This window comes from Nostoc sp. DSM 114160 (assembly GCF_053470305.1).
Genome location: NZ_JBPFGO010000002.1, coordinates 1,248,464 through 1,273,136 on the forward strand (window position 1 = coordinate 1,248,464; position 24,673 = coordinate 1,273,136).

The following is a 24,673-nucleotide window of genomic DNA, read 5'->3' on the forward strand; positions in this document are numbered from 1 at the left end:
CTTTTAACAGACTTTCCTGAACAGCCAAAGGTGAGGAAAGGGCTAACAATTATTAAAAAACGTTAAGCTCTTTTTCAGATAATCACACTGATGACTCGATATCACATTTAGATTTATTACAAAAAGTTAATGAAACCTAGACAGATTGATACAGAAGTAGCGAGGTTAGAAGCCCTCCGCCAGTATCAAATTCTTGACACAGAACCCGAAGAAGCCTATGACAATCTTGCTCAGTTAGCGGCCTTTATTTGTGGCACACCCATATCCTTGGTAAATTTTATTGATGAAAACCGTCAATGGTTTAAGGCAAAAATAGGTTTAGATGTATCAGAAATGCCCCGTAGTGTTGGGTTATCTTATCTTTGCCAAGAGCAGCGTCATGTTGTGGTGATTCCTGACACCCTTGTTGATGAGAAGTTGGCAAGTAATCCGGTAGTAACTGGCTATCCATATATACGGTTTTATGCAGGTGTACCCTTAATTACTCCGCAGGGAGATATGCTGGGAACTCTGTGCGCGATTGACCAAGTTCCACGACAACTAAGCCAAAAACAAGTGGAGGCATTTGTGGGTTTGAGTCGCCTGGTAATTGACCAACTCGAACTCAGGCGTCATGTAAGTGAGGTATCTAAAGTTACTGAGAAATTAGTGGCACACGAGCAAGCAGCCCGCGCCCAATCTGAAGCCGCCAAAACCCGCATCACTAATCTTCTCGAAAGTATCACTGATGGTTTTTTTGCCTTGGATCAAAAATGGCAATTCACCTATATTAATAGTCAAGCAGAACGGCTGTTGCAAAAAACTCACAATGAGCTTTTGGGTAAAAACATCTGGGAGGTGTTTCCAGAAATTATCGGCACAACATTTGATTGTGAATATCGCAGGGCAATCTTAGAACAGGTTAGTGTCGAATTTGAGGAATTGTATTTGCCACAGCAGTGGCTTAAAGTCCACGCCTATCCAGCAAAAGACGGCTTGTCTGTTTATTTTCAAGATGTTACTGAACGACGCAAAACAGCAGAAGCACTACGAGAAAGTGAAGAACGTTGGCAATTAGCATTACATGGTAATAATGATGGTATTTGGGATTGGAACCTCAAGACTAATGAAGTGTTCTTCTCAACTCGATGGAAGGAAATGCTCGGCTATAAAGACTACGAAGTTTCCAACCATTGGGATGAATGGATAAGACGAATCCATCCCGATGAGCAAGATTGGGTAATTCAGGCTTTCCAAGACCACTTTGCCAAGAAAACACCGTTTTACGTCTGTGAATATCGAGTCCAATGCCAAGACGGCAGCTATAAATGGATTCTAGATCGAGGACAGGCACTTTGGGACGCATTGGGTGATATAGTACGGATGGTTGGTTCTTATACTGATATCACAGATCGGAAGCGGGCAGATGAAGAATTAAAGCGGCAAAATCTGCGATCGCAATTATTTGCCGAAATCACCCTGAAAATTCGAGAATCTTTACAAATAGATGAAATTCTTCAAACCACTGTCACAGAGGTACAAAAACTACTGCAAGCCGACCGAGTGTTGATTTTTCGACTGGAACCAGACGGTTCGGGAACAGTTGTACAAGAAGCAGTTCTGCCTGGTTGGCCGGTAATTCTAGGAGAAAATATTTTTGACCCCTGCTTTAAAGAAGAATATATAGAGAGATATCGCCAGGGAAGAGTAAGTGCCATTGAAGACATTGAAGCTGCTCATATCCAACCATGCCATCGAGAATTTCTTCAGCAGTTTGCTGTTAAGGCTAATCTGGTAGTGCCGATTCTTGTCAGGGACGATATTTGGGGCTTATTGCTAGCTCATCAGTGTAGCGCACCTCGACAGTGGAATCAGTTTGAGATGGATTTGTTACAGCAATTAGCGAACCAAATTGGGATTGCTTTATCTCAGGCACAACTATTAGAAAAAGAAACCCAGCAAAGTCAGGAACTTACTCGTTCTAATGCAGAATTAGAACAGTTTGCCTACGTAGCTTCCCATGATTTGCAAGAGCCGTTGCGGATGGTAACTAGTTATTTACAACTGCTGGAGCGGAGATACAAAAACCAACTGGATATCAATGCGGATCAGTTTATTGCCTATGCAGTAGATGGGGCCAGCCGGATGCAAACCCTAATCAATGATTTGTTAAACTATTCCCGCGTCAGCACCCGTGGACAGCCTTTTGTGCCAGTTGATTGTAGTGTTGTCTTAGAACAGGTGCTTGCTAATCTTCAAGTGGCGATCGCAGATCGAAAGGCAGTAGTCACCTACGATACTCTACCTCAAGTGATGGCTGATGCTACCCAATTGACACAAGTATTTCAAAACCTGATTGCCAACGCGATCAAATTTTGCGATCGTCAACAGCCATTAATTCACATTGGAGTAAGTAAGAGAGATGCAGATATATCAAATGGAAAAAATTTAAATTTTACCCCCTCGGAGGATGAATGGTTGTTCTGGGTGCGTGATAATGGAATTGGTTTGGAATCCCAATATACTGAACGTATTTTTATAATCTTTCAGCGCTTGCACGCAAGAGACAAGTATCCAGGTACTGGAATTGGTCTGGCAATTTGTAAGAAAATTATCCAACGCCACGGGGGCCAGATTTGGGTTGAGTCGCAACCGGGTCAAGGCTCGACTTTCTACTTCACAATTCCAGATAGAGCAGGTAAGCAATGGTAAACACCATAACAGCGATTATGCCTATTGAGGTTTTGTTAGTAGAGGATAATCCTGGCGATGTCCAACTTACACGCATCGCCCTAGAAGATAGTAAAATCTCAATTCACTTAAACGTAGTCGAGGATGGTGTAGAGGCAATGGCATACTTGCGAAAACAGGGAAAATATGCTAAATTACCTCATCCAGATATTGTACTGCTCGATTTTAACCTTCCGAAAAAAGATGGACGAGAGGTATTAGCAGAAATAAAAGGAGATGAAAACCTCAAACGAATTCCTGTAGTAGTTTTGACTACTTCCCAAGCTGAAGAAGATATCCTCAAAGCCTATAACCTTTTTGCTAACTGTTATATAACCAAGCCAGTAGATTTCGATCGGTTCGTTAAAATTGTCCAATCAATAGAAAATTTTTGGTTTGCGATCGTAAAACTGCCACCGGAGTAGTGGAAATGGCAGGTGAAAATATTATTAAAGTCTTGTTAGTAGAAGACAACCCTGGTGATGTCTTATTGTTACAAGAGTTATTTAAGGAAGTAATCGCAGTTGTAGTTGAGTTGATGCCCGTTGAACGGCTTTATGAAGCAGTCAACTACCTAACAAACGAAACTTTTGATGTGATTTTATTAGACCTCTCGCTGCCAGATAGCCAGGGATTACAAACCTTTGTCATTGCTCACAATCAGGCAAAAGCAACTCCAATCATTGTGCTGACGGGTATAAATGATGAAACCCTAGCAACTAGCGCAATGCAACAAGGAGCGCAAGATTATTTAGTGAAAGGACAAGTAACTGGTGACTTGCTGGTGCGATCTATGCGTTATGCCATTGAACGTCAACGGGCAGACAACGCACTACGGCAGAGTGAGGAGCGATTTCGGGTTGCTCTCAAAAACTCTCCAATTTTTGTCTACAACCAGGATAAAGATTTACGGTACACCTGGGTTTACAATCCCCCATCTGGATTGACAGTTGAGAAAATATTGGGCAAGCAAGACTTAGATATCATCCCAGTAGAAGATGCTCAACATCTGATCGCAATTAAACGTAGAGTGCTGACTACAGGCATCGGAACGCGAGAGGAAGTATCAATTACCATCAAAGATACAACGCGATATTACGATTTAACTGTCGAGCCACTACGGAATCAAACCCAAGAAATTATCGGGGTGACATGCGCCAGTATAGATATTAGCGAACGACAAGCTGCGCTACGCGATCGCAAGCTAGCAGAAGAAAAAATTCGCGAACAAGCAGCCTTACTAGATGTCACCACAGATGCCATTTGCGTCCGAGATTTAAACAATCAAATTATCTTCTGGAACAAAGGCGCAGAAACACTTTACGGCTGGCAAGCTACAGAGGCTTGCGGTAAAAATGCTAGTGAACTTTTGGATGACGAACCTTCACCGGAAATTGAAGCGGCTCTATTGCAAGCTATTAGTCAAGGTAAGTGGCAGGGAGAGTTAACAAAACTTACTAAAATGAACAAAGAAGTCCTTGTGGCTAGTCGCTGGACTCTGGTATGCGATGAACAAGGAAAACCAAAATCAATTCTCACCGTTGACACAGATATTACCGAGAAAAAGCATCTAGAAGCCCAATTATTTCGCGCTCAACGCTTGGAAAGTATTGGCACTTTAGCTAGTGGTATCGCTCACGACCTCAACAACATCCTGACACCGATTTTGGCAGGAGCGCAACTGCTACCGCTGAAATTTCCCAATGTAGATGAGCGGACTCGTCATCTTCTAGAAATTTTAGAAATTAACGCTAGACGCGGTGCTGATTTAGTCAAACAGGTACTATCCTTTGCGCGGGGTGTAGAAGGGAAGCACATAACTTTGCAACTCAAACATATAATTGTAGAAATTGCCAAGATTCTGAAAGAGACCTTTCCCAAATCGATAGAAATCAGCACTAATGTACCGCAAGATTTGTGGATGGTTTCTGGAGATAGTACTCAACTGCATCAAGTGCTGATGAACCTCTGCGTTAACGCCCGCGATGCTATGTCCAACGGTGGTACTTTGAGTATCTCTGCTGAAAATATGTTGATTGACGCAAATTATGCCCGCATGAACCTAGAAGCTAAAGAGGGGCCTTACATAGTGATTACTGTCTCCGATACTGGAATTGGGATTCCAAAACAAATGCTAGATAGAATTTTCGAGCCATTCTTTACTACAAAAGATGTCGGACAAGGCACTGGTTTAGGGCTTTCCACAGTATTGGGGATCGTTAAAAGTCACGGAGGTTTTGTGAACGTGTATAGTGAACCGGAAACTGGCACTAGCTTTCAGGTTTACTTACCAGCAGTGGGGGGAATAGAAACACGCAGCCCCGAAAATTTGCCACCACAGACAGGACATGGAGAATTGATTTTAGTTGTGGATGATGAAGCCGCTATTCAAGAGATTACGATAACATCACTAGAAGCTCACAACTACAAAATCTTAGTTGCCAGTGATGGCATTGAGGCGATCGCGCTATATGCTCAAAATAGAGACAAAATTAGTGCCGTCCTCATGGATATTATGCTGCCCTCACTGGATGGTTTAACAGCCATACGTACCTTGCAAAAAATCAACCCCCAAGTCAAAATTATTGCCAGCAGTGGACTTATGTCCGACAAGAAGCTCAGTGCAGTAGCAGCTATTGGTGTCAATACGTTTTTGTCAAAGCCCTATACTGTCAATGAATTATTGCTTTCTTTGCAGAAAGTACTATCATGAATCAAATACTTACGTAAGTATACTAGTATTTTGGATTACAACAAAATACTCACAGCTTGGCTGTATTGTGGGTGGAAGTAGCTACTAGATTTTGAGGATTGCTGGTTTATTTGCGATCGCCTTGCATATTTTTACGCACATTAGAGAATATTTGTCAATTTATTTATCGCGATGCCTACGGTGGTCACTGAGCTTTGTCGAAGTGCGGGCAAAGCCTACGCAACTTGGTGTAAGTTGACCATTATCTTATCGATAACGGCCACTTATTAATTACATCTACACATTAAATCGAAACAGCATTACATCCCCTTCCTGCACAACATACTCTTTCCCTTCACTGCGAACCAACCCTTTTTCCTTCGCAGCATTCATCGAACCAGTTGTTACCAAATCTTTATAAGCAACAGTTTCGGCGCGAATAAATCCCCGCTCAAAATCACTGTGAATTACACCAGCAGCTTGAGGTGCAGACATTCCCGCATTAATTGTCCAAGCGCGGGTTTCTTTGGGACCGCAAGTAAAATATGTCCGCAAACCTAAAAGCGTGTAAGTTGCTCGAATCAACGATTTCAAACCGCCTTCTTCCACACCTAAAGACGCGAGAAAATCAGCTTTATCTTCTTCTGGTAATTCCACTAATTCAGCTTCAACTTGAGCCGAAACTATCACAACTTGGGCATTTTCTGTTGCTGCAATTTGCCGTACTGTTTCCACAAAATGATTACCAGTTGCCAACTCATCCTCAGATACATTCGCGGCGTAGATAATCGGTTTATAAGTGAGCAAATCTAGCCCTTTAATAATTACTTCTTCCTCTTCATTCAAGCTTACCTGACGCACCGATTTACCTTCATTTAAAGCCGCAGCTAATTTTTCTAAAACTGTGATTTCAAACTGTGCATCTTTGCTGGTACGAGCTAGTTTACGAGTACGGTCAATTCGCCGCTCAATTTGTGCTAAATCTGATAAACCCAACTCTATATTAATGATTTCAATATCTCGCGCTGGATCGACAGAACCAGCAACGTGAATAATATCATCATTTTCAAAACAACGTACCACATGGACGATCGCATCAACTTCCCGGATGTGGGACAGGAATTGATTTCCTAGTCCCTCACCCTGACTAGCACCTTTAACTAAACCGGCAATATCCACAAATTCAACCCGCGCCGGGATGATTTGTGCCGAACTGGCAATTTTAGCAAGAACATTTAACCGTTCATCCGGTACTGCGACAACGCCGACATTCGGTTCAATCGTGCAAAAAGGGAAGTTAGCCGCTTCTGCTTTAGCATTAGCAACTACAGCATTAAATAAAGTAGATTTTCCGACGTTGGGAAGTCCGACAATTCCGGCTCTTAGCATTTTGGATTTTAGATTTGAGATTTTGGATTACATTACCAAGGTAATCTAAACAGGTTCCGGTATGGTTTGGGGAATTGTCCCTGGAACCGTCTGAGGAATGGGAGCAGGTACTGGTTCTGGTACAGGCCCCGGTAAGGGTTGGGGTATCGCTGGCCCCGGTACAGGTTCGGGGCTAGGTAGCGGATTCGGCTCAGGATTGGGACTAGGTAGTGGACTCGGCCCAGGAGTAGGAATTTGTGGTTCAGGTATAGAAATCGCAGTAAGATTAATCATCGTAAATCTAAATTAAATTATTCAACCTTCCCACGCTAGATGACAACCTCATCTGTTGACATCTCCCCAAATAGCTATCTATACCCACGAACACATCCTTTAATAATTTACCGCTCCTTTCATTCTCTGCGTCCCTCTGCGCTTCCCTTTGCGCCCCTTTGCGTTTAAACTCTAATCCTCAAACTACTCCTCCTTCACCTTTTCTACCACCTCTGGCACTGGATCGTAACCGCCTGGATGAAACGGATGACAGCGCAAAATCCGCCGAGTTGCCATCCAGCTACCACGTAATACTCCGAATCGTTCAATAGCTTCAATAGCATACATCGAACAAGTTGGTTGAAAGCGACAAGTCGGGAGAAACAACGGCGAGATAAACATTCGGTAGCCCCGAATCAGCCAAATAAATAATAATTTCATTGCAGCTACCCAAATCTTATAAATTAGTAACAAGGGTAAAACTTTTCATTTGTCGTATCTTTGTTAATTACATTTTCTGACTTCACCTCAATTCCGATTTTCTGGCTGCAAATTGCGTCGGCTGCAATTTGGGTTTTACTCATCCTCCTGATTGCATGGGTGGTAAACCGCTTCGCCGATGAGCCAGAAATCGTGCGGAAGATAGTTCATATTGGCACTGGTAATGTGATTTTAATCGCTTGGTGGCTAAATATTCCTGCTAGCGTAGGGATTACAGCTTCTATTTTAGCGAGTGCAATCACCTTATTATCCTACCGATTACCAATTCTTCCTGGTATTAATAGCGTTGGACGGCAAAGCTTAGGGACATTTTTTTACTCTGTCAGTTTCGGTATTTTAGTTGCCTGGTTCTGGTATTTACAACAACCCCAGTACGCAGCACTTGGAATTTTGGTGATGACTTGGGGAGATGGACTAGCAGCTTTAATTGGGCAACGTTTTGGTACACAGAAGTATAAAGTTTTTGGGATAGAAAAAAGTTGGGAAGGCTCCCTAACTATGATGCTCGTTAGCTATCTTGTCAGTAGTTTGATTTTAGTCGGAACTCAAGGAAATAGTTGGCAAACTTGGGCAGTATCACTTGTGGTGGCAGTTATGGCTACGGCTTTAGAAGCTGTTTCATTTTTAGGTATTGATAATTTGACAGTTCCTTTGGGTAGTGCAGCCCTTGCCTTCTTTTTAAGTCAGTTAGTCTTGAGTTAGTAATTGCCTTAAGTGCTATTTCAAACAATATCTTAGAGAAGGAGTAGCACTATTTAGAAAAGAAATTGGATGTTAAATTATGGCTTGGGAAATTACCACTGAAGAGTTGTTGAAGAAATACACTTCTGGTAAGCGAAACTTCGCTGGGGCTGTGGTAATTAGAGAAAGAGGATATGGGCGAGAGTTCATTGATCTCGAAGGTGCTGTCTTGCGGAACATCAACTTGCGTGGAGCAGATTTGAGTTTTGCTGATTTGAGAGGAGCCGATTTGAGTGAAGCCGATCTCTTTAGTGCTTCCTTGATAGAAGCTCGGTTGGATGGTGCAATTATTAGGGATGCTAACTTGCAGTGTGTTAATTTGCGTTTGTGTAATTTGACTAATGCCGATTTGACTGGAACTGCTTTGGATTATATGAATGCTATTGGTGCTGTATTCCGTGGAGCTAAACTTACTCCTTTTGAACATGCCGTTTTGATTGAGGCTGATTTCCGAGGCGCTACCCCCGCGCTCCACGACTTGATCTGTAGGGGTATGAATTTTATTTATAAAACTATTATGTTTGATGGCACTCGCGAAAGTGGCCCCTACTTTGGAGAATGGAAATCCATCAGCAGGTAAAAGAGCAGGTTGAATAAAAGGCTTGATAGCATTGAGTTTTTCTATAATCCACTCAATAGATATTCCTTCAATTTCTTCCTGAATTTCCGTAGGAATATTAGCGAAGAAATCATATCGGTATAAAAAAAGTGGTAGAAAGTTAATTTTTCATATCGGCTCAATCAACAAAAAATAAATCTTTTTGAATATATTCGATACCGCCCATCAGGTGAAAATTGAGCCGAGTCTATTACCGCGATCGCTCCAAAATCCAATCGAGTAAAATCGGATTGACTAACTCCGGCGCTTCATCCTGCGGACAATGCCCCACTCCCTCTAAAGGAATAAACTTTTCTACTTGCCCAAAGTTAGCTAATTCTCTCCCTAATTTAATTAGTTCCCACGGATCGGCTGTTCCCCAGAAGATAATAGCCGGACAAGCTAACAGTCCTAACGCACCGAAGATATCGGACTATATTTTAGATTTAGAAAGGAAATTGGACGATATCTTTGAACTTAACAATACTTATCATTATGTCAAAATTTTCTTCTAGGAGCAAAAAATGATGCTTATAAATCGATTATTTAAAGGACTAGCTGTTGTATTGACAGTAATGGGAGGCATAGTAATTATTTGGTTATTAGTTAACTTGATACAGTCGCAGCTAATAATATCGTCCGCTCGTGAAGGCAGTTCTTTATCTTTAGCAAGGCTTTATTTATTCGGTTTACAGGCTCCAAAAATTGAACTAAATTTCAGACTTGTGTTCATTGCTAGCGCAGTTGAAATTGCCTTATTCTGGCTACTAGTACTTCTTGATGTTGTCTCTCGACATCGTGGTTTAATAGCTACTTTAGTCCTCTTTATTTTCGTTGGAATTGTCGTCTTTATTGTTTACAGTCAGTATGCAAGTGTTTTTTAGCTGATTCAGGACTTACGCAACTGGCACAAAAAGGGGGTAAGGTGCAGCCCTAGCCAGCGACAATTCAACTCAAACCAAGCACATAAGAATACTTGGGCGTTTTAGTTGCTGAATTAAATAATTAGAAAGCAAATTATGCTTGATTTGATAAATAGTTTGACCAGTTTGATAGGCTAAATTCTTTAATCTAATCCAAACCAACATTGCACAAGCAATATGATTTCTTTGAAGCCTAGCTTTACGACATTGACAAGATTCAATGCCTGTTAGTTGTTTAATCTCTCGGTGAAACTCCTCGATTTTCCAACGAATTTTACACACCTCTTGTACAACATCCGTGGAGCTTTGAGATAAATCGTTAGTGGCGATATAATCCGTTCTGTTGGTAGAAACAGTAACCCGGAATAGTTTCACTTTTTTCTTAGCTGGGAACCCTTTAATTTTAATTATCTTACCACAGTCTAGTTCTTCAGGACTCCATTCTAATAATTCAATACGTTTATATTTGTCTTGTCCAAATGTATCATCAACTAACCGATTATTTTTTAAAGGGCAATAATATATTTTCTCGATTGCATCAATATAAAGCATTAAACTATGTACGGCATACCATGTGTCCATCAAAACAGTATCGAATGGTAAAAGCTTATGATATACAAGGTTTTGCAGCATGTCTTTCACATGGTCTATCTTGGTTTTACCATCGACATCAGGATTAAAAATGCGGTAATCGATTACCCAAAATTTTTGAAGAGTAGGGTTGACATACACACAGCTAACTACACCAATACCTTTGAGGACACCATGTTCATTACCACTATATTGTTTTCTGACTGTTTCTATTTCTTTAGAATACCTTTTATCTAAAACGCTATCATCAAATATTATGTAACCATTAGCATCAGGTTCAATTACCTCTTTCACGTTATCCCATAATAACCGAGGTGTTAATTTTTCTCTGTTTAAATAATAGTTAATTGCATCATGGCTAATACTTTCTAAATGCTCTGCCAAATTAGTCATTGTATAATTAATCTGACTACTTAATAAGTATTGGCAGTAATCAAGCTTAGTAAATTTCATTACCGTAAGCAACATTTATCTAATACAACCTCTACCTATTTTCTCATGAATCTTTCATGCTTTGCCTCCAATACACCTGCCTCTATTACGAATACAAGGCTTTCGGAATTAAATTCAAATAATACTCATGTACTAGCTAGCGGCGATCGCTCTGTGCCAGTTGCGTAAGTCCTGTGATTGACAAAATTTACACTATTCTAACCTCTCACAGATGATTACCGCGATCGCTCCAAAATCCAATCGAGTAAAATCGGATTGACTAACTCCGGCGCTTCATCCTGCGGACAATGCCCAACTCCCTCTAAAGGAATAAACTTTTCTACCTGTGGAAAGTCAGCTAATTCTCTCCCTAACTTAATTGGTTCCCACGGATCGGCTGTTCCCCATAAGATAATCGCTGGACATTGTAATAGTGGTAAAAGGTCTTCAGGTAGAGGCCCTGTAGAATAAGAAGTAAAGGCAAGGAACACAGCTCCAGCCCCCGGATCGCTTGCTGGTGACATGAGAATATCCACCAACTCATCTGTCACCATCTCAGGATTCGAGTATGCCTGTAAGAGAATCTTCCGTACTGTTTTTGGTTTGGCGAGTTGATTGAAAAAGAAATTGCCAACTGGTTTGATAGATAACAGGCGTTGCAGTAAAGGCGCTCCATAACGACGAGATAAAGGTAAAGTTACCCGTTTGCGATCGTGCAACAGCCGTAAAGAACAGTTGAGCAAAGCAACTCCTAAGGCAATATCTGGGTTGCTGGCTGCTGCTTGCATGGCGACAATACAGCCAATGGAATTTCCGACTAAAAAAGCTGGCTCACCGACAACTTCACGGCAAAAATCTGCTACTTGCTGTCCCCAAGTTTCTAATGTGTAGGTAATTTTTTCACCAGGTTGAGGTTTTGCGGAACCACCAAAACCAATCAAATCAATAGCAAAAACTCGGCAATTTTCCGCTAATACGGGAATATTTTTTCGCCAATGCCACCAAGAAGCACCAAATCCATGAACCAGGACAACAGCTGGTCCAGTAGTTCCTTGGGTTTGGTAACATATCGGAAAATCTTGCCAAATCCAGGTTTTTGTAAAGTTAAGTGCTGTTTTTGAACTTGAGGTTGTCATGGTAAATTTTACGTAAAGAATCCTAAAAGCTTTTTAGTAGCAAGGTACAAATAAAATTGTTTTGAATTTGCAGAAAATTTATCAGATTTTCAAAATAAATCCTTGGCTCTAGTGATAGCTTATACATATACCACAAAAGCTTCTAAGCTAATAGTTTTATCCAGTCTAAAGAGTTTTCATCTTATTGATAGAGGTAATTTACTCATAACTGAGATTATGTCAGTATTAAAAATCATAACGTTTCTAATATGAGTAATATTTGGGCTATTTTTTAGATGTGAGTGAATTAGCATCAGTGCTAGATTCAGTAGTTTCACAATTTACGATCGCAAATTTGGTCTATAAGATTGGCGAATATGAGGCATCGGCTAAGGGGTGGTTTGCAACTGGAAACTGACGCTGAATTTAACAATATTTTTCTTGTTCCTAGTTCTGCGAGCCAGAAATCATGAATCTACTAGAAACAATTGATACTCCCGTTGGGAGCTACGCACCAGATTTTGAATTGCCAGGAATTGATGGTCAAGTACACCATCTCAGGCGCTATCTTGAGAAGTTCCGAGCAGTCGGCGTTATTTCTATGTGTAACCACTGCCCTTATGTCGATCGGTATTTAGGCAGACTAAAAAACATTCAAGCCGAATTTGCCCCAAAAGGCTTCACACTAATTGGACTGAATGGTAGTAATGTTGACTACGACACTAGGTCAAGCTTTGAAAATATGAAAGCTTTTGCCCGACGTCACCAGTTGAACTTCCCCTACCTGTGGGACTCAACCCAAGATGTGACCGGTAGTTTCGGTGCAACAAAAACACCAACAGCCTTTCTCATAGATACTAATGGTATAGTCCGTTACAAAGGAAAAATTGATAATCATCCCCAAGATCCATTATCAGTGGGAGAAGATTATTTGAGAACTGCGATCGCTTCTCTGTTTAAAGGTGAAGAAATAGCCATACCACAAACAGAACCAGTTGGGACTACATTGATTTGGCGTAACTAGACATAGATAGTCCCTGTAACTGTTATCTTAAATTGGAGGCAATTGCAACTTTTTTGATAAAGCGTAACTTCATGGGAACGAATTACCGACGGGTTTTACTCAAACTGAGCGGTGAAGCCTTAATGGGAAACATGGGCTATGGTATTGATCCAGAAGTGGTCAAAGGAATAGCACAAGAATTAGCAGAAGTGATAGCCACTGGTACTCAAATCGCCATAGTTGTTGGCGGCGGCAATATTTTTCGTGGCGTCAAAGCAGCGTCGGCGGGGATGGACAGGGCAACAGCTGACTATATCGGGATGATTGCCACGGTAATGAATGCCATGACGCTGCAAGATTCGCTAGAACACATAGGAGTACAGACGCGGGTGCAAACCGCGATCGCTATGCAAGAATTAGCAGAACCATATATCCGTCGTCGTGCCATCCGTCATCTTGAAAAAGGACGGGTGGTAATTTTTGGTGCTGGTTCTGGAAATCCCTTTTTTACTACAGATACGACTGCGGCATTAAGAGCAGCAGAAATCGATGCTGAGGTGATTTTTAAAGCCACCAAAGTAGATGGAGTATATGATGCCGATCCTCATATTTATCCTGACGCCAAGCGTTACAATAGCTTAACCTACGCGCACGTTTTAGCCCAAGATTTGCGGGTGATGGATAGTACTGCGATCGCCTTGTGTAAAGAAAATAATATCCCAATTCTGGTATTTGACCTAACGGTGCGAGGAAATATCCACCGAGCAGTCTTGGGAGAATCCATCGGCACCCTTGTGGGAGGTTCTTGTGAAATTAGCTGAAGCTGAAAGTACGATGCAAAAAACCGTTGAGGCAACTCAACGAGCTTTTAACTCGATTCGCACTGGTCGCGCCAATGCGAGTCTATTAGATAAGGTCTTGGTGGACTATTACGGTTCGCCTACTTCCTTAAAATCACTGGCAAATATTAGCACGCCAGATGCTACGACGATCTTAATTCAACCCTACGAGCGCAACACCCTAAACATCATTGAGAAGGCTATTTCCCTCTCAGATGTGGGTTTAACACCCAGTAACGACGGTTCTGTAATCCGGTTGAATATTCCGCCCTTAACGAGCGAACGCCGTAAAGAATTCGTCAAAATGGCATCCAAGTATGCCGAAGAGGGTCGTGTTGCTATTCGCAACATTCGCCGCGATGCCATAGACGCCATTCGCAAACAGGAGAAAGCCTCTGAAATCTCCAAAGATGAATCAAAAGACCAGCAAGACAGCTTGCAAAAACTGACAAATGAGTACACTGCCAAAATAGACTCGTTGTTGGCAGAAAAAGAAAAAGACATCACGACTGTTTAAAGTCTCAAGTCTTAAGCATAAAGGCTGAAGGATAATGGATAAATTCTTCAGCCTTTATCATTTCTTAAGTTATTGCATAAATCCTAGAAAAATTGATCGAGTAAGTAAGTAGACATGAATAATTAAAGTAGGAACAATTCATAAATTGCCCCTACTCAATAGAAAATAAACTAATTCTGGAGCAAAAATTCAATATGTACGACTGCATCATCGTCGGCGCAGGGCCAGCTGGTGGAACAGCTGCATATCATTTAGCCAAACAAGGTCGCTCAGTATTAGTGTTGGAAAAAGAATCTCTGCCAAGATATAAACCTTGTGGTGGTGGTGTATCTCCAGCGATCGCTCAATGGTTCGATTTTGATTTTAGCCCAGTAATTTCTGTAAAAGCCGACTCCCTTCGCTTTACCTGGAATTTGGGCGACCCCGTAGAAGCAAAAATCGCCACCAAAGAACCAGTCTGGATGGTACGACGAGATATTTTTGACCATTTCCTAGTGCAGCAAGGGCAAAAGCAAGGGGCTGAACTACGAGATAATACGGAAGTAACGGGTATTGAGTTTCAAAGTGACTATTGGCAAGTTAACACAACTAATGGCTCAGTTACAGGTCGCTACTTAATCGCGGCTGATGGTGTCAAAGGGCCAATGGCAAAATGGCTAGGCTTCAAAGACCGTAAACGCCGTTTAGCAGGAGCTTTGGAAGCAGAAGTGGCCGCGGAGGTCAAGGATAAATCTACAATTCACTTCGAGTTTGGCTTGGTCAAAAACGGCTACATTTGGAACTTCCCGAAGGCGGACGGTTATTCCATTGGTGTCGGTACATTTGTCGGCGGCAAACCCCAGGATTTTAAGAAAATTTTAGATGAGTACGCGCGATCGTTTAATGTAGATATCAAAACTGGCAAACAATATGGTTATCCTCTTTGCTTGTGGGATGGCAACCAAAAGTTGCATACTCAAAATGCAGTTTTAGCTGGGGAAGCTGCTTGTGTAGTCGATCCCATGACAGCAGAAGGCATTCGTCCGTCAATTTTTAGCGGTTTGATTGCAGCAGGAGCCATAAATGAGGCTCTTTCTGGTGATATCAATGCTTTAGAAAAATATAGCGAAGCCATTAATGAAGAATGGGGTACTGAAATGGCTTGGGCACAAAAATTAGGTGGGGCATTTTATCGCTTTCCTAGCATTGGCTACAAAGTTGGTGTTAAGCGCCCCTCTGGTGCCAAAATTATGGGTAAGATTATGTGTGGAGAACTGCGCTATGGCGATGTTGCTGGTCGCGCCCTAAAGCGTTTAATTCCTGGTTTTGGAGGTTAATTAACCAAACCAGTTGCTTGAGCAACTTGTTAAAGGTAGGCAAACATCCGCCACTGTGTAATAGGCATTTCTCAATATGGCAATTCACTTGACAAAACGGCTTTCTGTGTTCGCTGCTATTCTAGCTCTTGTCCTTTCCATGCCGGGAATTGCCTTAGCTGCACCCGTTCAACTCCATACTATTTCTGGTGTCATTTTTGCCCAAACTACCAAAACTGCAAGCTACTCTAACTCATCAAAGATTAACCTGACTCCCTTACAACGCCAAGAACTCCAGGCTGTGCGTCAGCGAAGAAACAGGGAAATTGAGGCAGTCTTAAGTAGATCGCAACGTGCCCAACTTAATCACAATCTCCGGGCTGGTAATAATATTAAGCAAGCCCTAGAAAAGCTGAATTTGCAACCAGAACAGCAAGATTTAGTAAAGGCGATCGTGCAATTTACTAACTTGAAAATGAAGGCTATTTCATCTAGGCATTTGCTAAAAACAGGACATAATTAAAGGCTTAAAAGACGCGATCGCCTAATAATTTTAATTATTAATGCGATGTACAACTTATTTTTAGAATCCCACTTTTATTATTCCTATACCCCACAGTCTGAGAGACTTATGGAAATAGTTGATTAATCATAACTTCAATTTCTGGAAATGCAATCAAGGATAATGTTGCGTCCTCCTGCAAAATAAATTCAAGATTGTAACCTTTCAAGCTTGGTTCGCGAAAAACATAAACCTGACGCTGATTCACATCTAAAATCCAGTAATCATTAATTCCTGCTTTCGCATAAAGAGGCGCTTTGTGTTTACGGTCTGCTTCTAGTGTTGTATCCGCTACCTCAATTAATAAAAAGATTTCATTCGGTGCAGGATGACGATCGATATACTTTCGCGCATCAATCTGAACAACAGCAATATCTGGCTCAGGTTCCGAGTATTCGCTCAACTGAATGGGATCTTTTACCCGAACTAGGGCAACTTTTGCTAGCAGTCGCTTGAGATAATCAGATGCACACAGCGTTGTCGCTGTATGGGGAGGATTTTTGGCGCTCATCGGGATAACTTGCCCATTAATCAGTTCTACCCGTTCATCGTCTGTAATAATACCCGTTTCAAACATCCGGTGATATTCGTTTACAGTCCACAGGCGCACTCTAGTTTGTGTCATTGTATTTCCTTTAGCGATACCTACAGTGGGCTACGCCTACGCACATCACTTTTAGGCGATTATCTTTTACTCTCAACTTTGGCAGCATCTATAATTAATCTTGCCCTATTTAGTTCGTTACCATGTCGGAAGAAGATATCCGAGCCGCAAGGCTGGAGAAAGTAGAACAGCTCAAGCAGCTAGGGACTAACCCTTATGCCTATCGTTGGGAATCCACCCATCATGCAACGCAGTTGCAAGAAAAGTTTGCCAATTTATCGAGTGGTGAAGAAGTCGATTTGGAAGTTGCCATAGCCGGGGACGCATTATGGCGCGTCGCGTTTTTGGTAAATTGGCTTTTTTCACCTTGCAAGATGAAACCGGTACGATTCAGCTTTATTTGGATAAAAATCGCATCCAAGAAGGTATGGCAGATATTGATGCTGATGCCTTCAATCATTTAAAACAACTCACAGATGCAGGCGATATCCTAGGAGTTAAAGGTACTATTAAACGGACTGAAAAGGGCGAGTTATCTGTCTACGTTAAACAATATACTATCCTTACTAAATCCCTGTTGCCTCTACCCGACAAGTGGCATGGATTAACGGATGTTGCCAAGCGCTACCGTCAGCGCTACGTTGACTTGATTGTAAACCCAGAAGTGCGGCAAACTTTTCGCCGTCGCGCTCAAATTACTGCTGGGATTCGCCGTTATTTAGAAGAACGAGATTTTCTAGAAATTGAAACGCCCGTTTTGCAAAGTGAAGCTGGGGGTGCAGATGCACGTCCATTTATCACCCACCACAACACTTTAGAAATGGAATTGTATCTGCGAATTGCCACAGAACTCCATCTCAAACGGTTGATTGTAGGTGGTTTTGAAAAGGTGTTTGAATTGGGACGGATTTTCCGCAATGAGGGAATTTCGACTCGACACAATCCCGAATTTACGACGATTGAAGTTTACCAAGCCTACGCCGACTACAACGATATGATGGCGCTGACAGAAGGGATTATTACTACTGTTGCACAAGATGTACTCGGCACATTGCAAATCACCTACCAAGGGGAACCGATAGATTTAACACCACCTTGGCGACGGGTGACAATGCACGATTTAGTTAAAGAATTTACAGGCTTGGATTTTAATTCGTTCCAAAGTTTGGAAGAAGCAAAAACAGCAAGTAAAAATGCTGCTATCCCTGGTATAGATGAAGCTCAATCAATTGGTAAGTTATTAAATTTAGCCTTTGAAGAGAAAGTAGAAGCTAATTTAATTCAACCTACCTTTGTAATTGATTACCCTGTAGAAATTTCGCCCTTAGCAAAACCCCACCGTTCTGTACCTGGTTTGGTGGAAAGATTTGAGTTATTTATAGTCGGGCGAGAAACAGCGAACAGCTTCTCAGAACTTACCGATCCTATCGATCAAAGAGAACGTTTAGAAGCACAAGCGGCGCGGAAAGCTGCTGGTGACTTAGAAGCCCAAGGTGTAGATGAAGACTTTCTGACAGCTTTGGAATACGGTATGCCGCCTACAGGTGGTTTAGGGATTGGGATCGATCGCTTGGTGATGTTATTAACCGATTGTGCCAGTATTCGGGATGCGATCGCCTTCCCCTTACTCAAGCCAGAAAAATCAGAATCATCCCCAGAAGAATCCTAATCTTACACCCCATTCCTTAATCCCCTCCTCGCTTGCGGGGCTACAGTGTACACACATCCTGTCAATTAAGCCCAAACCTTGGATTTACCCCCCCCCTTAATCCCCCCTTGCAAAGGGGGGAAATCCGGTTCTCCCCCTTACCAAGGGGGAGTTAGAGGGGGTGAGAAAGACTTGTGTGTACACCGTAGCTTTGGCGGGGTTGTGTTACACCACTACCTTTTCTAAAATCAGCTTAGAACGTTTCACTTGCTCAGGAATCGTTACGGGATAATCTCCGGTAAAGCAGGCAGAACAGAAACTATTAGTATCTTCTCGTGTCGCTTCTAGCATTCCCTCCCAACTCAGATAAGCAAGGCTGTCTACTTCCAGTTGCTTGGCAATTTCTGCTACTGATTTGGTAGCAGCAATTAGCTGATCCTGAGAATCGGTATCGATGCCATAGAAGCAGGGATGAGTTACAGGCGGAGACGAAATTCGCATGTGTACCTCTACTGCACCTGCTTCACGCAAAGTTTTGACTAGTTTACGGCTGGTAGTACCCCGTACAATCGAATCATCTACAATAATTACTCGTTTACCTACCAGCACATCTTTGAGAGGGTTGAGTTTCATCCGCAGACCCCGATTCCCGCATGGTTTGGGTTGGTTGAATGAAGGTTCGCCCAACATAGCGATTTTTAATCAGTCCTTCGCCGTAAGCGACACCAGACGCTTGGGAAAATCCAATGGCAGCAGGTATACCAGAATCAGGAACACCAAAGACAATATCGGCATCTACAAAAGATTCTTTAGCTAGCTGGTGTCCTAATCGCATTCGATAGCTGTACAAACTCTCGTTGTGCATGACGCTATCAGGGCGAGCAAAGTAAATCATTTCAAAGATACACAATTTCCGCTCGGACAGTTGACTCCAATGATAAGAAGCTAAACCTTCTTCTGTAATCCAAACTAATTCACCTGGTTCTACGTCTCGTAGGTATTCGGCTCCAATGATGTCTAAACCACAAGTCTCGGAAGCCAAAACGTAACGGACTGGATTACCAGCCAAAGTGCCGATTACTAAGGGGCGGATTCCATTAGGGTCGCGGACACCCATAACGCCGACGGGAGTGCCAATAACTAAACTAAAGGCTCCTTGGCAACGTCGAAATGCCTGAATTGAACCTTCTAGCCAATCAGCGCCCGTATCTATGGCTTCGGCGATCGCAAAAGCGATCATTTCTGAGTCTGTTGTGGTGACTAAGTTACATTTATTTTCAAGCAACTCTTGACGTAGTTGCATGGTATTGACTAAATTACCATTGTGTGCTAGCGCTATTGAACCTAAACGGGTTTCTAGTACTGCGGGTTGGGCATTAACTTTGCGGCTAGAACCTGTGGTGGAATAACGAGTGTGACCCAACAGCAAGACTACCGGGCAATTGATCCAAAACAGATTCATTGAAAACTTGAGACACCAAGCCCATATCTTTGTGGAGATGTACTTGAGTTCCCTCAAAGGTGGCAATACCAGCTGATTCTTGACCCCGATGCTGGAGGGCATACAATCCAAAGTAGGTCAGTTTAGCAACGTTTTCTCCTGGGGCGTAGATCCCAAAAACACCGCAAGCTTCTTCTGGCTTGTCAGACTGATTTTCATGACTATTGATTGGGTTGTTGGTCTGGTCGGGGTATTCATCCGAAGTGACAGAATGAATAGAAATCATGCTAGCTTTGCTCCTGATGGGGGGGGTCAATCAATTTTGGATTTGAGACTTCAGCTACGCTCAGTCGAACGATTGACGATAGCGGAGCGTAAAGCCTTCTCTGCGAGAGGCTGCGCCAACGGCATGGCTTCGCTTAGAGCGAGTCCGCGTACTCTGTAAGAGTTGCAAGCTACGCGCAGCGTCTTGTAGAGAGCGTTTTTTGGATCGATCGCACCGTAGTAAAGATGCGGCTTGGGATTTAAGAATGGCTATTTCAGATTTTTTGCCCAGTAAGAGCAAGATATGAACTAGAAGCAACGCCCCTAATCCAAAATCTAAAATTCAAAATCTCAAATTGGTAGTCAGTCACTGGGATTATATAGATGGCTGGGGAGTTCTTAACAAATCTTTAACCATCCATTAAAACAGTACCCTAATTTTGCTCAGAGACGCTAATAAAAGAGTGAGGAATTAGGAGTGAGGGGTTAGGAGTTATGCATTTTATTCCTAACTCCTCACTTTCAACTCCTAACTTCTTCAGGGGTAGTGGTATGGATGGCGAGACGTTTGGCGATCGCATGGAAATAGCGATCGTTCATATCTTCGATACTAACTTTGATTAAGGTTTGGTTATCAGTGGTGAAAACCCCCAAACCCGTCTCAAAATTACCAACTACACCCAGTTTTTGCCATTCTTGACTTAGATGTTCCTGTAAATATGATTCCCAAATTTCTTGTTGTGCTGATGCTACAGAAACTAAAATTCTGGCACCACCTTCGGCAAACAACACCTCATCCAAGCGGTTTAACTGTGTAGGTGCTATTTCTAAATTGATTTCAGCACCAAGGTTGCCAGCAAGACAACATTCGGCTAGTGCGATCGCCACTCCCCCCTCAGCAGAATCGTGAGCTGAACGTACCCAACCATTACGAATTCCTTCACGACAAACTTTCTGGACGCGGCGTTCCAAGTCAAAATCAACCCGTGGTGGTTTTCCGGCAACAGTATTGTGGATGGTGGCTAAATACTCAGATGCTCCCAAACTGATTTGGGATGCTAAAGGCAATCCCAGAAGATAAATCACATCACCGGATGCTTGCCAACCTTGACCACAAATTTTGGTGATATCAGGAATTAAGCCCACCATTCCGACAACAGGAGTGGGATAAATCGGTTGGGGGATGCCTTGAGAATCAAGAGTTTCATTGTACAAAGAGACATTTCCACCCGTAACTGGTGTTGCCAATTCTCGGCAACCTTCCGCCAAACCGCGACAAGCTTCTGCCAATTGCCAGTAACCAATGGGTTTTTCTGGAGAGCCAAAATTGAGGTTATCCGTCACTGCCAGAGGTTCTGCACCCACACAGCTAAGATTGCGTGTAGCTTCTGCCACCACTGCCTTAGCTCCCTCGTAGGGGTCAAGATATACATAACGAGGATTGCAATCTACAGTGGCCGCCACACCACTTTGGGCATTGAGGGTTTCCTTGTCTCCTTGTCCTCTTTGTCCCCTTGTCCCCTTGTCCTCTTCCAAGGGGCGCAAGCGGATAACAGCTGCATCTGCACCACCTGGAAGTATTATTGTATTATTTTGTACCTGATGGTCATACTGACGATATACCCAATTTTTAGAAGCGATCGTGGGTGTATCGAGCAAAGTTAAGAGAATATCATTCCAATTTTGCAGTCCTCCTGGAAGTTCTATTCCAGCAGTTGTAGAAGGAGGTAGGGAATCAGCAGTCCATTCCCAAGCTTGACGCGCATATTCTGGTGGTTCTGCCAATAACTCCCGGTTATACAGTGGGGTATTTTCTGCCAAAGCTTCAGCAGGAATTTCTGCTGCTACTTCACCCTGAAAAAGAATTCGCACAATCGGATCGGCGATGACTGTACCAGCAACAACGGCTTGAAGTCCCCACCGATGGAAAATGTCAATTAATTCTTGTTCGCGCCCTTGATGAGCAACAAACAGCATTCGTTCTTGAGATTCCGAAAGCAGATATTCATAAGGAACCATCCCTATTTCTCTGACGGGAATCTTATCTAAATCTAGTTCAATTCCCACACCGCCTTTTGCCGCCATCTCTGAAGTAGAACAGGTGATTCCCGCAGCTCCCATATCTTGAGCGGCGACAACTGCACCCGTCTTAAACGCCTCCAGACAAGCTTCAATCAACGATTTTTCCAAAAAGGGATCGCCCACTTGTACAGCAGGGCGATCGTCTATGGATTGATCGCTCAATTCTGCACTAGCAAAACTCGCACCTCCCATACCGTCGCGCCCAGTGGTGGAACCAACATACAGCACGGGGTTGTCTAAGCCAGATGCTCCAGATTTGACGATTTCTGATGTTTCCATCAACCCTAGTGCCATAACGTTCACTAGAGGATTTCCAGAGTAAGCAGAGTCAAAGTAAACTTCGCCGCCAACGGTCGGTACTCCCACACAGTTACCATAATGAGAGATTCCTGCCACCACACCAGTGAATAGCCGTTGGGTTTTGGGATCTTCTAAGGAACCAAAGCGTAACGAGTTTAATAGGGCAATGGGACGCGCACCCATTGTGAAAATATCTCTGAGAATACCTCCAACTCCCGTTGCTGCTCCTTGAAAGGGTTCGACCGCTGAGGGGTGGTTGTGGGATTCAATTTTAAAAGCTAGTTGGAGTCCGTCACCCAAGTCTACAACACCAGCATTTTCACCAGGCCCCACGAGGATGCGGGGGCCATCGGTGGGAAATTGTTTGAGTAGAGGTCGAGAATTTTTGTAACAACAATGCTCAGACCACATCACGCCAAACATTCCTAGTTCAGCTTTGTTGGGATGACGGCCTAGCCGACGGACAATTTCTGCGTATTCTTCTGGTTTAAGACCTTCAGCAGCAATTTCTTGGGGGGAAAAGGCTGGTTTTGAGGTTGCAGTCATGGAAGTAATGCACTCTGGGGGACAGAGCATTATTCTATCGATTTACTTGCGCTGTAAGTGCAGTTCCAGAAATGCAGATAATTCTTCTTTGGATATTTCTTTCTGAACTACTTGAATCACCAAGTTGTAAGCTTGCTCTTGAGATAGGTTGAGAGTGTAGCCATTTAAGCTCAAAAAAGTAAGCATAACAGCGAAAGCGGTACGCTTATTGCCATCAATAAACGGATGGTTCATTGCTAAATGGTAGAGGAACGCTGCTGCTTGCTCGTGAATTGTTGGATGGAGAAGTTCACCGCCAAAAGTAGCTTGAGATTGTGCCAGTGCTGAATCTAGCAAACCTTCGTCTCTAACACCTGATGTTCCACCAAATCTTTGAATTTGGCGTTGGTGAATATTTAAGACTTGAGAAATAGTGAGAAATTTAGGAGTCTGCAAGCTGAAGGAATACCTCTTCCCATTTTTTTTCAACTGCTAAGTAAGCCTGCCATACTTCTTCATCTGAGGCAACCCGATTTGAAGCAGTATTTTCTAACTTGTCTTCATTTTGTTCAATCTCGCGGAAAGATTGAGCAAAATCAGGAATATTTAATAATACTTTTTCAGTAACTTCGTTTTCTTCTGTTTCTTGCAAATAAGCCAGAAACGCAACTGCTAATCGCAACTTTTCAATAGAAAGTTGACGCAAACGGCTTTCGGCTTCTGATAAATAAGTGCTGTGCTTTTGTTCTGTTGCCATCATTACCCCAAGCTAGGTTCGTTGCCAGTTATGAATCAGTTTTCTTGCTAACTCTAGCTTATCGCCCTATTGTGATTTACTCATTATGTTGCAAAACACAATGCCTACGGCAGCAAGCTACGCACTTTTACTTCCTGTAGATTGAAGCGCGATCGCTCTTTAATTTAAACTCTAACTAAATACTTGTATTTCCATCTTGGTAAATATTGGCAGTAGATGCTTATACAGCCTTGATTACAAGCAAACTTGTTTCTTGGATGCAAGGGTAGTAAAACCTCAGAATGCACTCAACAGGATTATTCCGACCATAAGATAGACAAAATTTAAGATCACTAGCACACAAAATGCTTTAGTCTGTAAAGATAACTTTATTTTTTAATCTTAGTGAAATTTCTAGCTCCTTTACTTACGTGAGTCTAGTCTCACTCAGAGATTATTCGGGTATATGCAGTTTAGATGTAACAATCAAGTGACGAGAATCACACATATTGATGATTAGGATCGTCTCCCAGCGATTGGTAACTAGGCATAATTAATGACAACTGAACTCTAGCCGAGTCATTAATAGGGAACACACTTAATAGCCGACAGCCTTAATCAAGGACTGTCGGTTTTTTGTATCTATAATTATTGTCCTTGTCTTTTGAGCAATGCCCCTCAAGAGTTCTGAGTAATGAGTGCTGAGTGCTGAGTGCTGAGTAGGGAGAATTTCAACTCGGAACTCGGAACGGGCTAAATGCTCCGCTACCTCTAACGGAACTGTTTTGCCCCATACCTATAAAATTTCCCCACAACTGGTTGGTAACTTGACAGAGATTTTGCCACAGCCACTACCAAATGTGGGGAAGGTACGATCAAATTGGGTATTTTATGCCTATCGAGTGCTAATACCT

At 42.6% G+C, this 24,673-nt stretch carries 21 protein-coding genes and 3 pseudogenes; 13 read left to right on the top strand and 11 right to left on the bottom strand.

Translation table 11 applies throughout. The features are described 5' to 3' along the window. The first annotated feature begins 129 nt into the window (after positions 1–129). The 3 genes from NSTCB13_RS22470 to NSTCB13_RS22480 are packed head-to-tail and all read left to right on the top strand — an operon-like array spanning position 130 to position 5,422. Positions 130–2,691, top strand: coding sequence for a GAF domain-containing protein (locus tag NSTCB13_RS22470; protein ID WP_448273844.1), 2,562 nt, complete (start codon positions 130–132; stop codon positions 2,689–2,691). After that, the gene (locus tag NSTCB13_RS22475; protein WP_445630698.1) at positions 2,685–3,134 is read left to right on the top strand and encodes a response regulator; all 450 of its coding nucleotides are present in this window, start codon (positions 2,685–2,687) and stop codon (positions 3,132–3,134) included. The genes NSTCB13_RS22470 and NSTCB13_RS22475 overlap by 7 nt, the downstream gene beginning before the upstream one ends. Before the next feature lie 5 nt (positions 3,135–3,139). Further along, on the top strand, positions 3,140–5,422 hold the full coding sequence (locus NSTCB13_RS22480; RefSeq protein ID WP_448274207.1) for a response regulator: 2,283 nt from the start codon (positions 3,140–3,142) through the stop codon (positions 5,420–5,422). Between the two features lie 276 nt (positions 5,423–5,698). Here the strand turns inward: NSTCB13_RS22480 and ychF are convergent, their stop codons facing one another. The 3 genes from ychF to yidD all read right to left on the bottom strand — a co-directional run bounded on the left by ychF (position 5,699) and on the right by yidD (position 7,483). Continuing rightward, complete coding sequence (gene ychF / locus NSTCB13_RS22485; RefSeq protein WP_448267849.1) at positions 5,699–6,790, bottom strand: redox-regulated ATPase YchF; 1,092 nt, start codon at positions 6,788–6,790, stop codon at positions 5,699–5,701. 45 nt (positions 6,791–6,835) lie between these two features. Beyond that, entirely contained in the window at positions 6,836–7,063 is a 228-nt protein-coding gene (locus tag NSTCB13_RS22490) for a hypothetical protein (protein WP_322698237.1), read from the bottom strand. 183 nt (positions 7,064–7,246) lie between these two features. After that, positions 7,247–7,483, bottom strand: coding sequence for a membrane protein insertion efficiency factor YidD (yidD, locus tag NSTCB13_RS22495; protein ID WP_012412579.1), 237 nt, complete (start codon positions 7,481–7,483; stop codon positions 7,247–7,249). 60 nt (positions 7,484–7,543) lie between these two features. On the opposite strand from yidD, the gene NSTCB13_RS22500 reads away from it, so the two are divergent. Together NSTCB13_RS22500 and NSTCB13_RS22505 are read left to right on the top strand one after the other, a co-directional pair. Next, positions 7,544–8,245, top strand: coding sequence for a diacylglycerol/polyprenol kinase family protein (locus tag NSTCB13_RS22500; RefSeq protein ID WP_448273845.1), 702 nt, complete (start codon positions 7,544–7,546; stop codon positions 8,243–8,245). A 79-nt stretch (positions 8,246–8,324) separates the two neighbouring features. After that, positions 8,325–8,864 carry a pentapeptide repeat-containing protein gene (locus NSTCB13_RS22505; RefSeq protein ID WP_448273847.1) on the top strand — a complete coding sequence of 180 codons (540 nt, stop codon included), beginning with the start codon at positions 8,325–8,327 and terminating at the stop codon, positions 8,862–8,864. Between the two features lie 229 nt (positions 8,865–9,093). Here the strand turns inward: NSTCB13_RS22505 and NSTCB13_RS22510 are convergent. Beyond that, positions 9,094–9,288, bottom strand: a pseudogene (locus tag NSTCB13_RS22510) (alpha/beta fold hydrolase); the annotation flags it as partial. Positions 9,289–9,409: 121 nt separating this feature from the next. On the opposite strand from NSTCB13_RS22510, the gene NSTCB13_RS22515 reads away from it, so the two are divergent. After that, complete coding sequence (locus NSTCB13_RS22515; RefSeq protein ID WP_448273849.1) at positions 9,410–9,766, top strand: hypothetical protein; 357 nt, start codon at positions 9,410–9,412, stop codon at positions 9,764–9,766. 69 nt (positions 9,767–9,835) lie between these two features. Here the strand turns inward: NSTCB13_RS22515 and NSTCB13_RS22520 are convergent, their stop codons facing one another. Beyond that, the gene (locus tag NSTCB13_RS22520) at positions 9,836–10,849 is read right to left on the bottom strand and encodes an IS701 family transposase (protein ID WP_448271396.1); all 1,014 of its coding nucleotides are present in this window, start codon (positions 10,847–10,849) and stop codon (positions 9,836–9,838) included. Between NSTCB13_RS22520 and NSTCB13_RS22525 the strand changes: the two genes are divergently transcribed. Continuing rightward, positions 10,820–11,017: a hypothetical protein gene (locus NSTCB13_RS22525; protein WP_448273232.1), complete on the top strand. Its 198-nt coding sequence runs from the start codon at positions 10,820–10,822 to the stop codon at positions 11,015–11,017. The genes NSTCB13_RS22520 and NSTCB13_RS22525 overlap by 30 nt on opposite strands. Before the next feature lie 47 nt (positions 11,018–11,064). On the opposite strand, the gene NSTCB13_RS22530 is transcribed toward NSTCB13_RS22525, so the two are convergent. Then, on the bottom strand, positions 11,065–11,964 hold the full coding sequence (locus NSTCB13_RS22530; RefSeq protein ID WP_448267853.1) for an alpha/beta fold hydrolase: 900 nt from the start codon (positions 11,962–11,964) through the stop codon (positions 11,065–11,067). Positions 11,965–12,412: 448 nt separating this feature from the next. Between NSTCB13_RS22530 and NSTCB13_RS22535 the strand changes: the two genes are divergently transcribed. From NSTCB13_RS22535 to NSTCB13_RS22555, 5 genes are all read left to right on the top strand, one after another. After that, complete coding sequence (locus NSTCB13_RS22535) at positions 12,413–12,967, top strand: thioredoxin family protein (protein ID WP_448273851.1); 555 nt, start codon at positions 12,413–12,415, stop codon at positions 12,965–12,967. Positions 12,968–13,038: 71 nt separating this feature from the next. Continuing rightward, complete coding sequence (gene pyrH / locus NSTCB13_RS22540; protein WP_322669722.1) at positions 13,039–13,767, top strand: UMP kinase; 729 nt, start codon at positions 13,039–13,041, stop codon at positions 13,765–13,767. Then, a complete protein-coding gene (gene frr, locus NSTCB13_RS22545; RefSeq protein ID WP_445630691.1) occupies positions 13,754–14,302 on the top strand; it encodes a ribosome recycling factor in 549 nt (182 codons plus the stop codon). The genes pyrH and frr overlap by 14 nt, the downstream gene beginning before the upstream one ends. A 194-nt stretch (positions 14,303–14,496) precedes the next feature. Beyond that, complete coding sequence (locus NSTCB13_RS22550) at positions 14,497–15,618, top strand: geranylgeranyl reductase family protein (protein WP_448273853.1); 1,122 nt, start codon at positions 14,497–14,499, stop codon at positions 15,616–15,618. A gap of 76 nt (positions 15,619–15,694) precedes the next feature. Beyond that, positions 15,695–16,120, top strand: a complete 426-nt coding sequence (locus NSTCB13_RS22555) for a hypothetical protein (RefSeq protein WP_448273855.1) — start codon at positions 15,695–15,697, stop codon at positions 16,118–16,120. 106 nt (positions 16,121–16,226) lie between these two features. Here NSTCB13_RS22555 and NSTCB13_RS22560 read toward each other — a convergent pair whose 3' ends face one another. Continuing rightward, on the bottom strand, positions 16,227–16,784 hold the full coding sequence (locus NSTCB13_RS22560; protein WP_448273857.1) for a Uma2 family endonuclease: 558 nt from the start codon (positions 16,782–16,784) through the stop codon (positions 16,227–16,229). Between the two features lie 122 nt (positions 16,785–16,906). On the opposite strand from NSTCB13_RS22560, the pseudogene lysS reads away from it, so the two are divergent. Further along, positions 16,907–18,432, top strand: a pseudogene (gene lysS / locus NSTCB13_RS22565) (lysine--tRNA ligase). Between the two features lie 204 nt (positions 18,433–18,636). Here lysS and purF read toward each other — a convergent pair. From purF to NSTCB13_RS22585, 4 genes and pseudogenes are all read right to left on the bottom strand, one after another. Continuing rightward, a pseudogene (purF, locus tag NSTCB13_RS22570) lies at positions 18,637–20,138 on the bottom strand (amidophosphoribosyltransferase). Positions 20,139–20,638: 500 nt separating this feature from the next. Then, entirely contained in the window at positions 20,639–23,044 is a 2,406-nt protein-coding gene (gene purL, locus NSTCB13_RS22575) for a phosphoribosylformylglycinamidine synthase subunit PurL (RefSeq protein WP_448273858.1), read from the bottom strand. 42 nt (positions 23,045–23,086) lie between these two features. Beyond that, the gene (locus tag NSTCB13_RS22580; protein WP_448273860.1) at positions 23,087–23,479 is read right to left on the bottom strand and encodes a type II toxin-antitoxin system death-on-curing family toxin; all 393 of its coding nucleotides are present in this window, start codon (positions 23,477–23,479) and stop codon (positions 23,087–23,089) included. Continuing rightward, positions 23,466–23,783: a hypothetical protein gene (locus NSTCB13_RS22585; RefSeq protein WP_448273861.1), complete on the bottom strand. Its 318-nt coding sequence runs from the start codon at positions 23,781–23,783 to the stop codon at positions 23,466–23,468. Before NSTCB13_RS22585 ends, NSTCB13_RS22580 begins: the two co-directional genes overlap by 14 nt. Positions 23,784–24,673: the final 890 nt, after the last annotated feature.

Excerpts from the sequence above, each read along its gene's own strand:
- NSTCB13_RS22470 (WP_448273844.1), top strand. The coding sequence starts at position 130 with ATGAAACCTAGACAGATTGATACAGAAGTAGCGAGGTTAGAAGCCCTC.
- NSTCB13_RS22475 (WP_445630698.1), top strand. The coding sequence starts at position 2,685 with ATGGTAAACACCATAACAGCGATTATGCCTATTGAGGTTTTGTTAGTA.
- NSTCB13_RS22480 (WP_448274207.1), top strand. The coding sequence starts at position 3,140 with ATGGCAGGTGAAAATATTATTAAAGTCTTGTTAGTAGAAGACAACCCT.
- ychF (WP_448267849.1), bottom strand. The coding sequence starts at position 6,790 with ATGCTAAGAGCCGGAATTGTCGGACTTCCCAACGTCGGAAAATCTACT.
- NSTCB13_RS22490 (WP_322698237.1), bottom strand. The coding sequence starts at position 7,063 with ATGATTAATCTTACTGCGATTTCTATACCTGAACCACAAATTCCTACT.
- yidD (WP_012412579.1), bottom strand. The coding sequence starts at position 7,483 with ATGAAATTATTATTTATTTGGCTGATTCGGGGCTACCGAATGTTTATC.
- NSTCB13_RS22505 (WP_448273847.1), top strand. The coding sequence starts at position 8,325 with ATGGCTTGGGAAATTACCACTGAAGAGTTGTTGAAGAAATACACTTCT.
- NSTCB13_RS22515 (WP_448273849.1), top strand. The coding sequence starts at position 9,410 with ATGCTTATAAATCGATTATTTAAAGGACTAGCTGTTGTATTGACAGTA.
- NSTCB13_RS22520 (WP_448271396.1), bottom strand. The coding sequence starts at position 10,849 with ATGAAATTTACTAAGCTTGATTACTGCCAATACTTATTAAGTAGTCAG.
- NSTCB13_RS22530 (WP_448267853.1), bottom strand. The coding sequence starts at position 11,964 with ATGACAACCTCAAGTTCAAAAACAGCACTTAACTTTACAAAAACCTGG.
- NSTCB13_RS22535 (WP_448273851.1), top strand. The coding sequence starts at position 12,413 with ATGAATCTACTAGAAACAATTGATACTCCCGTTGGGAGCTACGCACCA.
- pyrH (WP_322669722.1), top strand. The coding sequence starts at position 13,039 with ATGGGAACGAATTACCGACGGGTTTTACTCAAACTGAGCGGTGAAGCC.
- NSTCB13_RS22550 (WP_448273853.1), top strand. The coding sequence starts at position 14,497 with ATGTACGACTGCATCATCGTCGGCGCAGGGCCAGCTGGTGGAACAGCT.
- NSTCB13_RS22555 (WP_448273855.1), top strand. The coding sequence starts at position 15,695 with ATGGCAATTCACTTGACAAAACGGCTTTCTGTGTTCGCTGCTATTCTA.
- NSTCB13_RS22560 (WP_448273857.1), bottom strand. The coding sequence starts at position 16,784 with ATGACACAAACTAGAGTGCGCCTGTGGACTGTAAACGAATATCACCGG.
- purL (WP_448273858.1), bottom strand. The coding sequence starts at position 23,044 with ATGACTGCAACCTCAAAACCAGCCTTTTCCCCCCAAGAAATTGCTGCT.
- NSTCB13_RS22585 (WP_448273861.1), bottom strand. The coding sequence starts at position 23,783 with ATGATGGCAACAGAACAAAAGCACAGCACTTATTTATCAGAAGCCGAA.